Origin of the sequence: Pseudomonas sp. B21-031 (assembly GCF_024748985.1) — a bacterium.
GTDB classification, from domain to species: Bacteria; Pseudomonadota; Gammaproteobacteria; order Pseudomonadales; family Pseudomonadaceae; genus Aquipseudomonas; species Aquipseudomonas kermanshahensis.
In genome coordinates, this window is sequence record NZ_CP087181.1 from 2,198,780 (window position 1) to 2,210,908 (window position 12,129).

Here is a 12,129-nt window from a genome sequence, read left to right on the forward strand (position 1 = left end):
GGGCTTGTCCCGCGAATGGGGCGCATAGCGGCCCCAGGTCAGACAGCCAACCGCGAAGTCGAGCCGATCACACGCTCCAGCACGCTGAAGTCGATCCACTCCCGCACATCGAAGCGGCGCGGTATGAACCCCCACCTGAACAGGAACTCGGTAAAGTCCTGCAACGCATCGATCGAGCGGCTGTCCAGGGTCGTGCGCAAGCGCCGGTGGGCATCGTCGCCATAAGCCGCCGCCACCCAGTACTCGCTGGTGTTCAGCTCACGGGCAAGGAAGCGCCGGGTCTCTTCCGGGTTGGCCCACGCCCACTGCTCGGTGCGCAACACCGTGTCGACCAGTGTACGGCTGGCATCGAAGTGCTCTTCCAGCAAATGCCGGTCCACGGTCAAGGTGCGCGGCGTGCCGTTGTTGCTGCGGATCAGCGGGTCGGGGTGGCTGCCGGTATCGACGACTACACGCAGGCCAAACTCGTGGGCCAGGTGCACCGCATGGGCGCCCTTGAGGAAGATCGCGTCGATGTCGCCGCGCAGCAGGCCGATCAGTTCGTTGTTGCGGCGGCTGAAACGGCTGGTGTCCAGGCTCACTTCGGCGCCATACAGGTGCTGCTTGGCGTCGTCGCTGTAGGTACCGCCATAGGGGTAGTCGACCAGTTCGACATCCGCCACGCTCAAGCCTTCGAGCTTCAGCGCGTTTTCCAGGCCGCGCAGGGCCTGGGCGCGGGTGAAGTCGATCTGCACATTGGCCCACTTGGGCAAGCCGAAGCGGCGGTTTTTCAGGTCGCGGATGCTGCGCACACCGCTTTCTTCGGTGGTCAGGATCAGTTGCACTTCATCGCTCCACGACAACCCCAGCACGCGGGTTTCGACACCACTGGCGTAGGCCCAGATTGCCGGGATGTTGCCGCCGTGGCGCACTGAGTTCTGCAGGTGGTGGTCGTAGTGGGCTTCGCGCACTTCCCGTTCGCTGGATTCGCGCAACGACTGGATGTTGGTGCCGAACGGCGTAAAGGCCTCGGCCAGGCGCCCGGATTGCACGGCAATGCCGAGGCCGGTGGGCACGGGGCTGTGGGTGTACCAGAGCGTTTCCAATGGCTTGGTCATGGGGTAACGGGCTTCCTGTCCAGGGGAGTGGGGGCCAGCAAGTGGTCCAGGGGTTGGCGGGCGATCCAGTCACGTACCTCGAACCGGTTGGGGATGAAGCGCCAGCGTTTGAGAAATTCGACAAAATCCTGCAGGGCGTCGATGGCCTGGTCATCCAGGCGGGTGCTCAGGCGCAGGTGGGCATCGGCGCCGTACGCGACCGTGACCCAGTATTCGCTGCTGTTGGTTTCTCGGGCCAGGTAGCGGCGGGTTTCGTCCGGGTGCTGGTGGGCCCAGCGTTCGGCGCGCAGTACGGACGACAGCAGGGTGTGCACCACCTGCGGGTGTTGCGCCAACAGGTGACTGTCCACGGCGAGGGTGCGCGGCGTGCCGTTGTTGCTGCGGATCAGCGGGTCGGGGTGGCTGCCGGTGTCTATGACCGTGTGCAGGGCAAAGGCATGGGCCAGTTGCACGGCGCTCGCGCCTTTGAGAAAGATTGCATCGACCTCGCCGCGCAACAGCCCGGCCAACTCCAGGTTGCGGCCTTCGCTTTGGGTGCTGGACACCGGTGTGCCCGCCACATTGCGCACTGGGCGGTCGCTGAAGGTGCCGTCGTAGCGGTAGTTGACCAGCGCGACGTCGCCTACTTGCAGGCCTTCGAGTTTAAGGGCGTTTTCCAGCCCGCGCAGGGCTTGTGCGCGGGTGAAGTCGATCTGCGCCGAGGCCCAGTCGGGCAGGCCGAAGCGCCGGCCCTTGAGGTCCTTGATCGTGTGGATGCCGCTGTCCGGGCGGGTCAGGATCAACTGCGCTTCATCGGCCCAGGACAGGCCGATTACACGGGTTTCGCGGCCTTGCGCGCGGGCCCAGATGGCCGGGATGCTGCCGCCGTGGCGGACCGAGTTGAGCAGGCTGTGGTCGAAATGCGATTCGCGCACGGCCTGCTGGTCGGCTTCGCGCAGGGATTGTACCTGGGTGCCAAGGCTGGCCAAGTCATCCTGCAGCCAGCCTTGCTGCACGGCGATGCCCAGGCCGGTGGGGACTGGACAGCGGGTGTACCAAAGGGTATCGAGGGGTGTGCTCATGTTCCGGCTCCGTCGGGTTCAGGCGCTGGCCTTCAAGGGGGGGATGGCGGCAGCCTGTTGCACCAGGGGCAGCACTTCCTGGCCGATGCGCAAGGCTTCTTCCAGGTGCGGGTTGCTGGCCAGAATGAACGTGCTGAAACCCGCATCACGGTATTCGGCCAGGCGCTCGGCGATGTTCTGGTGGCTGCCCACCAGGCCCACGGTCGGGCCGGGCTTGGCCTTGGCGAAGCCGGCCCACAGGTTGCGCGCCAGGATCAGTTCGTCGAAACCTTGCAAGCCCTGGTGATAGGCCGCCTGGCGAGCGCCGCCGACCGAGTCGGAGCCGGTCACGAAGCCCTTGGCCGAGGCGCTGGCCTTGCCTTCCAGGCGCTCGAACTGCTGGCGCAATTCCCGCCACGCCTGTTCCTCGGTCTCACGGGCGAACAGGTCGACGCGCAGGCCGAAGCGCACGGTGCGCCCTTGTTTGTCGGCCAGTTCCCTGACCCGCTCGATGTGCGGTTTGAGCGTGTCGATCGGCTCGGCCCAGTTGAGGTACACATCGGCGTGGCGCGCCGCCACGTCCAGCGCTGCATCGGAAAACCCGGAGAAGTACACGCCCGGTTTGCGCTCGTGTTGCAGGCCGGGTGGCAGGCTGCCGTTTTCCAGGCGGTAGATGTCGCCGTCGTAGGAAAATTTGTCCTGCGCCCACAGGCCCTGGATCACGTCGAGGAACTCACCGGTGCGCTTGTAGCGCAGGTCATGTTCGAGGAAGTCGCCGTTGGCCCGCTGGCTGGCCGGGTTGCCGCCGGTGATGATGTTCCAGTCCAGCCTGCCGCCGCTGAGGTTTTGCAGGATCGCGGCCTGCTGGGCGGCATAGGCGGGCAAGGTCCAGGTGGCCTGGAACGCGATCAGAAAGCGTATGCGGCGGGTTTCGCGGGCCAGCGCTGCGGCAGCGATCCACGGCTCGGGGCCGGTGGGCAGCAAGGCACCCTCGAAACCTGCCAGCTCGGCGGCCTTGGCCACCTGGGCGATGTAGTCGATGTAGGTAAAGCCGTCGCTTTCGCCGTTGGGCAGGCGACCGGGGGCGATGTTGCCGGGGCGGTGCTGCGGGTTGCCACGGTTGTGGCGGTCGGTGGACAACTGCGGGCCATCGGTGCCCAAGGGCAGGCGCCAGAAAAATTCGGTGGTCATGGGGGCTCCTGAAGGGGAGGTTGTGCGGATGGGGAGGGTGGTGCAACGGCTGTGCCATGCGTGGCGTTGGGCTTGTGCGGCGGGGGCTTGCGGTGCAGGAGAGGGGCGGGGTGCTGCTGTGGCAGCAACCGGGAAGCAGTGGATGCTGGGAGAGCAGCATGGGCAGGCCTGGCCCTTTCGCGGGCAAGCCCGCTCCCACAGGGTCGGCGCTGGGCTCCGACCCGTGGCAGCGGGCATGCCGGCGAAGAGGCTGCTGAATCAGGCCGGGGTAACTTCTATCGGCACCTCCCCGGCACTGCGCAAGTACGCCTCATACAACGCCGCATAAGCCCCACCCCGGTCAATCAGCTCGGCATGCGCTCCTTGCTCCACCACTTGCCCATGGCGGACCACGGCGATGCGGTCGGCATCGCGGATGGTCGCCAGGCGGTGGGCGATGATGATCGCCGTGCGCCCTTGGCACAGCCGCCGTAAGGCTTGCTGGATACGCCGCTCGGTGTGCACATCCACCGCGGAGGTGGCCTCGTCGAGCACCAGTACCGCCGGGTCGGCCAGGTAGGCGCGCACCAGGCACACCAGTTGCCGTTGGCCATGGCTCAGGTGCGCGCCCAGGGGCCCGACTTCGGTGTGGTAGCGCTGCGGCAGGCGCTCGAGCACTTCGTCTGCCCCCAACTCGCGGGCAGCTGCCACCAGGCGTGTATCGTCGGCACCAGGTGCCGCCAGGCGCAGGTTGTCGAGGATGCTGCCGCTGAACAGCACGTTGTCCTGCAGCACCACGCCGACGTTGCGTCGCAGGTCCTGCTGGGCCAGTTCGCGCAGGTCGATGCCGTCCAGTTTCACGGCGCCGCGTTGCACTTCGTAGAAGCGCGTCAGCAACTGCACCAAGGTACTTTTGCCATGCCCGGACGGGCCGACGATGGCCAACACTTCACCGGCGCGGATGTGCAGGTCGAGGCCATCGATCACCGGGCGCGGGCCGTTTGGGGTGTAGGCGAAGCCCACCTGCTCGAAGTCAACCTGGCCGCGTGCCCTGGCCAGCGGGCGGGGTGATTGCGGGTCGAGTACCTGTGGGCGGGTGTCGAGCAGCAGGAAGATCCGCTGCGCCGACGCACTGCCGGTGGCATAGCGCTCGAACAGGTCCGATAGCTCCTGCAGTGGCCCCAGGAACAGGAACACGTAGAACAGGCTCTCGGCCACCTGGCCGACAGTGACCTTGCCTTCGGCCAGGCCGTGGGCGCCTACCAGCAGCAATACGGCCATGCCTGCCGTGCTCAACAGTGCCGTGAACGGCGCGAACCAGCCGGCGCGCAGGCTGCCGCGGATGAGGGCCTGGTTGAAGTCCTCGAGCAGGCGCCGGTAGCGCGCCCGGTTTTTTTGTTCCTGGCCGCATTGCTGAATCAAGCGCACGCCGCTGACGCTCTCGACCAGGTGCGCGGTGAAGCGGCTGCGCTGTTCGGCGACTTTGGCCCAGTTGCGTTGCGACACCCGTTTGAAGCGCCAGGTGGCCAACGCCAGCAGTGGCACCGTGGCGGCCAGGCTGTAGAAGAAGCTCGGCTCGATGCGCCACAGCATCACCGCCGCCAGGCCGCAGCGCAGCAGGGCGCCGAGCAGCTCTGGCGGGCCTTGCACCAACAACGGTTCGAGCGCATCGACATCACGGTCAACGCGAGAAATGATGCGCCCGGCGCGGGTCTGGTCGAAGTAGCTCACCGACAGCGCCTGCACGTGGGCAAACACCTTCACCCGCAGGTCGTTGAGCACGCGGATCGCCGCCCGCCCAGCAATGAACTGCGACACGCCTGCCAGCAGGAAACGCCCCAGCCAGCTGGCCGCCAGGCCCAGGCCCAGCCACAGCACCAGGCGTTCGTCCAGCAACCAGTGATCGGCGCTGGCCACCAACCCCTTGTCGAGCAGCTCGCGGACGAACCAGGGCCGCAGGAACACGGTGAACACCAGCAGCAGTTCGATGCCGATCACCCCCAGGATCTGCCGGCGAATGGGCCGCAGCAGCGGCAGCAGGCGGTGGAACATGCCACGGTCCAGGGCCTGGCGCGCCAGGTGCTGCTCGATCTCGATATCGCTGGGGGCCTTGTTGGGTGCATTACTCATGGTCGATCCCCAGCAGGTCGCGGTAGTGGGCATTGTTCGCGCTCAGCTCGGCATGGCTGCCACTGGCGCTGATGCGGCCGTTTTCCAACATCAGTACCCGGTCGGCCAACAGCAGGGTCGAAAGGCGGCTTGTGATCAGCAGCAAGGTCGGCCCCTGGCCCGTGTCGCCGCGCAGGCGGCGGATGTTGTGCAGCACCTGGCGTTCACCCAGGGCATCCAGGGCGCTGGTGGCGTCGTCCAGGCACAGGATGTCCGGCGCGCCGAGCAGTGCGCGGGCCAGGCACAGGCGTTGGCGCTGGCCGCCGGAGAGGGTCACTCCACGGTCGCCCAGTGGCGTGTCGAGGCCATGCGGCAAGCGTTCGAGTACATCCTCTGCCGCCGCCAGGCGCAGCCCTTCGCGCAACTCAGCGGCGCTGGCATCGGCTGCCGCCAGGCGCAGGTTGGCCGCCAGGCTGTCAGAGAACAGGAAGCTTTCTTGCGGCAACACCTGGACGCGTCGGCGCAGGTCGGCCAGGTCGAGGGCGCGCACATCCTGCCAGCCCATTGCGTCACTGCCGATCAGCACGGCGCCGCCTTGCACGTCGGCCAGGCGCGGCAGCAGGCTGGCCAGCAGGCTTTTGCCGGTGCCCGTGGCGCCGACCAGTGCCACCACCTCGCCGGGCTGCAGGGTCAGCGAGCAGTCCTGCAAAATGGCGCGCTCACCCGTGGGGGCGCTGACGCGCACCTGAGCCAGTTTCAGGCCCAATGGCCCAGGGGGCAGGGTAGCCTGGCCGCTAAGGATCGCCGGTTGCTCGTCCAGCAGTTGCCAGATGCGCTCGGCACTGGCGCGGGCATCGGCGAAGGTCTGCATGACCCGACCGATGCCTTCGATACGGAACACCAGCGTGGTGGCCACCAGCAGCGAAGTGACCAGCTCGCCGATGCCCAGCGCGCCCGCCGCCACGCGATGGGCGCCGTACACCAGGATCCACACATGCCCCAGCGCCACCACCGCCTGTGGCAGCGGGATGCGTGAGCTGGCGTAGGCCAGGGCCGCGCGCGCGTGGCCTGTAAACACGCCAACCTGACGGGCGAACCGCTCGACGCGCTGGCCCTCCAGGCCGAACGCCTTGATCACGCGCACGCCACCGATGCCTTCTGCCAGGTCCTGGCTGACCTGGTCGTAGGCAGCGCCCACGGCGCGATCGAGCGTGACCAGGCGATCGGTCTGCACGACGAACAGCCACAGCCCCGCCCCGGTCAACAGCAGCGGCACCAGGCCGAGCAGTGGGTCATACCCGCTCAGCAGCCCCACGGCGGCCATTACCACCAAGGGGGTTTCGATGATCTGTCGCCAGAAGGTGATCAGCGCATCGCGCACCTTGTCGGCGTCGCGGGTAGTGCGGGTCACCAGTTCACCCATGCCGTGGCGCCAGTGGTAGCCCAGGTGCAGGCGCTGGACCTGCGTGAGGATGCGTTCACGCAGGCGCGTCAGCAGCGCCTGGCTGAGCACCAGCGACAGCACCGCGGCGGCGTATTGCAGCACACCACGGCCCAGGGCGATGGCCAGCAGCAGCCATAGCCAGTGCCAGGCCACGGCGGCATCCAGGCCGCCCTCGGGCAGGCGCACCACAGCGCGGCCAGCGCTGACATCGTCGACCGCGTGGCCAATCAGCCATTGCTGCCAGACCAGGCCAAGGTTGCCGGCGATGTACAAGGCGGTCACGAGGGCGAAGCGCCAGGGCATTTCACGGTAGATGGCCAGGGCGCGAAGAAGAGGGTGGTTCATGTAGAGGCTCGGTACTGGGGCTGCTATGCAGCCCATCGCAGGCAAGCCAGCTCCCACAGGTACGGTGGCGTGGCTTGGTGTGTGGGCGCTGGTTTGCCTGCGATGGGCCGCGCAGCGGCCCCCAGGGTTAGGTTCAACGGCGCGTTGCGCCCTGGGTTTCCTTGGCATTGAGCACGGCGGTGTACTCCCCTGGGTCGGCGCCATTGAGGTAGTAGTTGCCGACGTTGTGCAGCCGCCAGCGAATGGGGTCATGGGTGGTGTGCACCCGCGCGTTGCGCCAGAAGCGGTCGAGGTTCCACTTGCTCAACGAGGCACTGGCCCCGAGAAGAGAAAACAGGTCGCTGGAGATCTTCAGTGACGCCGCATCGGAGTGGGCGCGGGCAGTGGCCACCGACAGAATCAGTTCATCCTGCAGGGCTTTGTCCTCCGGGTCGCGCTCATGCGCGTCGAACACCCGTGCGGCATCGCGCAGTACCGACTCGGCACCGCGCAGCGCCACGGCGTACTCGCCAATCTGGCGAATCACGTGCGGCTCGTCACTGGCGCGGTCCACGCCACTTTCCACCCAGGCCCGGGCATGCTCGCGCAGGTAGTCGACGCCTGCCTGCAGCGCGCCGGCGGCGATACCGGTGTCGATGGCGGCATGAAGAATCTGCGGGAAGGTCAGCCCTGTGCGCTTCATCGGGCCGGTGCGCCGCGACAGGTAACGCTCGTCCAGCACGATCTCGTCGAAGTTGACCGTGCCGCTCACCGAGTTCTGCTGGCCGAAGGCCTGCCAGTCATCGACCAGGGTCAGCCCAGGGGTGTCGCGGTGCAGCAGCACACCGACGCCGCCGTCTTCGCTGGCGGCCGTCAGCGAGATCCAGTCGGCCAGGTAGGAGCCGGTGGAGTAGAACTTGCTGCCATTGAGCACCAGCTTGCCATCGGCGCGGCGCTCGACCCGGGTTTTCAGGGCGAACTTGTTCTTGCCGCCCACCTCGGCCAAGGCATTGCCGAAACGCTTGCCGGCCAGTACGTCGGCGATCAGGCGGTCGCGCACGTCGTCGGCGTAGCTGGTGAAGATGCCGCGCAGCATCACGTTGTGGATCTGCAGCAGTTGGCCGACACCGCCGTCTGCGGTGGAGATCAGGCGCACGGTTTCGACGATGGTTTGCACCGAGGCGCCAAGGCCGCCGAATTCGGCCGGTACGGCGATGGCGGTGAGACCGCTGCTGGACAGCAGGTCCGCCTGGCGGCGCGGCAGCTGGCCGTTGTTGCTGGGGTCGGCGGCGAGCACGGCGATTTGCGCGGCGACCTCGCGGGCGGCGGCGATGGCTTCGGCTTCGCTGGTCAGGCGGTGGATAGGGCTGGGTTCGATGGCGCTCATGGGTCGTCTCGCAAGGGTCTTCAAGGGCCAGTGCGCCTGCTTCGCGGGCATGCCCGCTCCTACAGATGAAGTGCCGGTTTCAAGGGCAATGAAGGTCCTGTGGGAGCGGGCTTGCCCGCGAATGGCCGCACCGCGGTCCCATAGCCTTGAGCAAGTTCTTTGCCATGACTCACCAGGCCCCGTGTTGCTTGGCTTCGGGCCGCGCCTGCTGCCCCAGCAACAGCCCGCCTGCTGATCTGGCAGCACCCCGCCCGCAATCCTGCTCCGTGCCCAGCAACCAACGCCTGTGAACGACACTCAGCTCCCCGTAAATCAAGGCCTCCAGCGGTTGGCACGCACGCTGCAATAGCGCTATCACGACGCCCAAGGAGCCACCCCATGACACGCGCTACTGCCGCAACGCAAACCGACGACCCCACTGCCCTGGACCGCATCTGGTTTACCCGCTGCCCGGTGCCCACCGCTTCGGGCATCGCCTACAAGCTGGGCTGGCTGGACGAAGAATTCGCCCGCGACGGCCTGCCAGTCTCGACCCTGCAGGAAACCCGTCAGCTCGGCCATCACCACTACGATCACCAGCTCCCGGGGCTGTTTCGCGAAGGCGGCAACGTGCCGGCCCTGGCCGCCCGTGCAGCCGGTTCGCCGAGCAGGCTGATCGGCCTGACCTGGATCGAGGAATGGCAGACCATCCTGGTGCGCCCGGACTCAGGCATCCGCAACGCCGCCGACCTGCGCGGCAAGCGTCTGGCCTTGCCGGCCTGGGGTGACAGCCGCCCCGGCAGCATCGCCCGGGCCATGAGCCTGCACGGCTACAAAGGCGCCCTGGCCTCGGCCGGCCTGCACCTGGACGACGTGCAACTGGTGGAAGTGGCGCTGCTCGACCAGGCCAGCGCCGCCACCCCGCAGCTGGGCCTGCAGCGCCTGTGGTCGGGCCTTGATTACCTGGCGCGCGGCGAGGTCGATGCCGTCTACGTCAAGGGCGCCGCCGCTGCCGATGCGGCGCGGCGCCTGGGCCTGGTGGTAGGCGTCGATCTCGACCTGCTAGCCGACCCGCGCCACCGCATCAACAACGGCACACCAAGGCCAATCACCGTGCACCAGAGCCTGCTCGACAACCACTTCGAGCTGGTCGCGCGCTTCCTGGCCCAGACCCTGCGCGCTGCCGAATGGGCGGCCGGTAACCGCGATGCGCTCAACAGCTTCCTTGAGGACGAGACCCGCGCCGGCAGCCAGGGTGTTGCCGAAGCTTATCGCGGCGCGTTCCACACCACCTTGGCGCCGGACCTGTCCGAGCAACGCCTGGCCTTTCTGGGCACGCAAAAGGACTTTCTCTACCTGCATGGCTTCCTCGAAGCCGACTTCAGCATCGCCGACTGGGTCGACCCACGGCCCCTGCAGGCTGCCCATGAATTGCTGGCCCAGCGCCGCGCTTGACCTTGCATCCGCCCCCGGAGATTGAACATGACCGTACTGATCAACGAACGCCCCGTCACTGCCGAACTGCAAGCTTTCATCGACCAGGTGGTCGCCGAAGCCGAAGCGGCGTTTACCGTATTCCGCGAGACCAACACCATCACCGCCAATGGCACCGTCGGCTTCATCGAGCGTGTGCCCGGTGAAGACCTGCTGGTGTCCGTCAACTACGGCGGCCCGTGGAACCACCGCAAACCGCTGCAGGCGACCGTGACCGACTTCTCCGGCAACGTGATCGTCGGCAAGGGCAAAGGCGGGCTGGGGCGCTACACCAAACTGTTCCAGACCCACGCTGACATCACCACGATCTCGCATGTGCACAGCCCATACCTCGGCGCCTGGGCCCAGACCCACCGTACCTTGCCGTTCCACTACGTGCCGGTGCAACGCTATCAGCTGGCGCGGGAGCTACCGGTGTACATCGACCGGCGCCAGGCCGAGGTGGACTTCATCCTCGACAAGATCGCCGAAAACCCGTTCAACCTGGCCATTCTCGAAGCCAATGGCGGCTCGACGGTGTGGGGTAAGCAGGGGCTGCGTGCGACGGCCGAGTTCATCCTGCTGTTGGAAGAAGGCGCGCAGATTCAGCTGCTGGCCGATGCGCTGGGCGGTTCGCGGCCTTACGGGCCAGGGGTGCTGACGCAGCAGTGGAAGATGAGTGGGTTGTACGAGCGCGCTACCGAGCTGGGGCTGGTGCCGGGTATCGATCGGCGCAGCTGATTCGCAGTTTCAAGCTCACCACTCCCTCCTTTGTAGGAGCAGCCGTGTGCTGCGAAGAGGCCGGCCCGCCAGATGCAGTTGCTGCGCCTGGACTGGCCTCTTCGCAGCACAAGGCTGCTCCTACAGGGGGACGAGTGACAGTTTGGTATTTCACTCCAAGCAAGGACCACCGCCATGGCAGTAAAAATCCTCTGGTACCTCACCACCCCCGACGGCCCCTATCCCTGGGAGCCCGAAGGCCGTTGGAAAACCGACTTCGAGCACCTCAAGCAGCTGGCCATCGCCGCCGATCGCCTGGGCTTCTACGGCTCGCTGCTCGGCTCCAGCCCCAACGAAAGCCTTGCGGTATCGGCCGCCCTGATCGACGCCACGTCACGCCTGCGCTTCCTGGTCGCGCAACACCCAGGCGAACTGTCACCTGCGGTGTTGGCCAAGTGGGCACTGACCTTCGACCAGTTTTCAAACGGCCGCCTGCTGTTCAACGTGGTCAACGGCAACGACGCCGGCCTGGCCACGTTGGGCGTGCATTACCCGCACGATGAACGCTACGACTTCAGCCTGGAGTACTGGCGTGCGTTCCAGGGCTTCTACGCGGGTGAAACGGCAGGCTACGACGGCCGTTACGTCAAGCTCTCACCACGCTCACCTGCGGCGGCCAGCCACCCCTTGGGCGGTTGGCACCCACCCAAGCAAAAGCCTGGCATCCCGCTATGGGGCGCCGGTACGTCGGCACCAGGCGTGGCCCATTCGGTGCAGTTGCTCGACGTCTACTTGAGCTTTGCCGATACCCCGCAAAAGCTCGGCGACAAGTTCCGCAGGGTGGCCGCCGAGGCAGCAAAAATCGGCCGCGAGCTGACCTACGGCACACGCCTGCAAGTCATCGTGCGCGAGACCGAAGAAGAAGCCTGGGCGCATGCCGAACGCCTGCTGCAGCGCACTTCGCTGGCCACCGCCCGCGCGGCCATCGAGCGTCAATTGCCGGCAGGGCAGACCCTGGACACCTACGTCAGCGACGACCCGCGCATTCAGCGCAACCTCGACAGCATCCGCGCCGGGCGCCTGCCCACTGCCCGCGAGCTGGAGATCTACCCCAACGTCTGGCTGGGCCCCAGCCTGTTCGGCTTCAACATCCTTGGCCCGGCCGCGGGCACCTACCTGGTCGGCAGCGCCGAACAGGTGGCCGAGCGCATCCGCGAGTACGAAGCCCAAGGCACCTCGGCGTTCATCCTGTCGGGCTTCCCGCTGATTGACGAAGCCCACCGGGTGGCCGACCTGCTGTTCCCGCTGCTCGACCTGGACCACGGGTTCGAGGTGCCGCGCTTGAGCGCCCGCACTAAGCCGACCGTGGCCCAACCGGCGTAAGGA

The 12,129-nt window shown here is 66.8% G+C and carries 9 protein-coding genes; 3 read left to right on the top strand and 6 right to left on the bottom strand.

Features of this window, described 5'->3' with window-relative positions; translation table 11 throughout:
• Positions 1–38: 38 nt before the first annotated feature.
• The 6 genes from LOY53_RS09855 to LOY53_RS09880 all read right to left on the bottom strand — a co-directional run bounded on the left by LOY53_RS09855 (position 39) and on the right by LOY53_RS09880 (position 8,571).
• Entirely contained in the window at positions 39–1,097 is a 1,059-nt protein-coding gene (locus LOY53_RS09855) for an ABC transporter substrate-binding protein (protein ID WP_252823532.1), read from the bottom strand.
• Complete coding sequence (locus LOY53_RS09860; RefSeq protein ID WP_252823534.1) at positions 1,094–2,158, bottom strand: ABC transporter substrate-binding protein; 1,065 nt, start codon at positions 2,156–2,158, stop codon at positions 1,094–1,096. Before LOY53_RS09860 ends, LOY53_RS09855 begins: the two co-directional genes overlap by 4 nt.
• Positions 2,159–2,176: 18 nt before the next feature.
• Positions 2,177–3,328 carry an LLM class flavin-dependent oxidoreductase gene (locus tag LOY53_RS09865; protein WP_252823536.1) on the bottom strand — a complete coding sequence of 384 codons (1,152 nt, stop codon included), beginning with the start codon at positions 3,326–3,328 and terminating at the stop codon, positions 2,177–2,179.
• A gap of 258 nt (positions 3,329–3,586) precedes the next feature.
• On the bottom strand, positions 3,587–5,437 hold the full coding sequence (locus tag LOY53_RS09870; protein ID WP_258703934.1) for an ABC transporter ATP-binding protein: 1,851 nt from the start codon (positions 5,435–5,437) through the stop codon (positions 3,587–3,589).
• The gene (locus tag LOY53_RS09875; RefSeq protein ID WP_258703935.1) at positions 5,430–7,205 is read right to left on the bottom strand and encodes an ABC transporter ATP-binding protein; all 1,776 of its coding nucleotides are present in this window, start codon (positions 7,203–7,205) and stop codon (positions 5,430–5,432) included. The genes LOY53_RS09870 and LOY53_RS09875 overlap by 8 nt, the downstream gene beginning before the upstream one ends.
• 133 nt (positions 7,206–7,338) lie before the next feature.
• Positions 7,339–8,571, bottom strand: a complete 1,233-nt coding sequence (locus LOY53_RS09880) for an acyl-CoA dehydrogenase family protein (protein WP_186678643.1) — start codon at positions 8,569–8,571, stop codon at positions 7,339–7,341.
• Positions 8,572–8,949: 378 nt separating this feature from the next.
• Between LOY53_RS09880 and LOY53_RS09885 the strand changes: the two genes are divergently transcribed.
• The 3 genes from LOY53_RS09885 to LOY53_RS09895 all read left to right on the top strand — a co-directional run bounded on the left by LOY53_RS09885 (position 8,950) and on the right by LOY53_RS09895 (position 12,126).
• Positions 8,950–10,005, top strand: coding sequence for an ABC transporter substrate-binding protein (locus tag LOY53_RS09885; RefSeq protein ID WP_258703936.1), 1,056 nt, complete (start codon positions 8,950–8,952; stop codon positions 10,003–10,005).
• A gap of 27 nt (positions 10,006–10,032) precedes the next feature.
• Positions 10,033–10,764 carry a class II aldolase/adducin family protein gene (locus LOY53_RS09890; protein WP_099453605.1) on the top strand — a complete coding sequence of 244 codons (732 nt, stop codon included), beginning with the start codon at positions 10,033–10,035 and terminating at the stop codon, positions 10,762–10,764.
• Positions 10,765–10,938: 174 nt separating this feature from the next.
• Positions 10,939–12,126, top strand: a complete 1,188-nt coding sequence (locus tag LOY53_RS09895; RefSeq protein ID WP_027593756.1) for an LLM class flavin-dependent oxidoreductase — start codon at positions 10,939–10,941, stop codon at positions 12,124–12,126.
• Positions 12,127–12,129 lie beyond the last annotated feature (3 nt).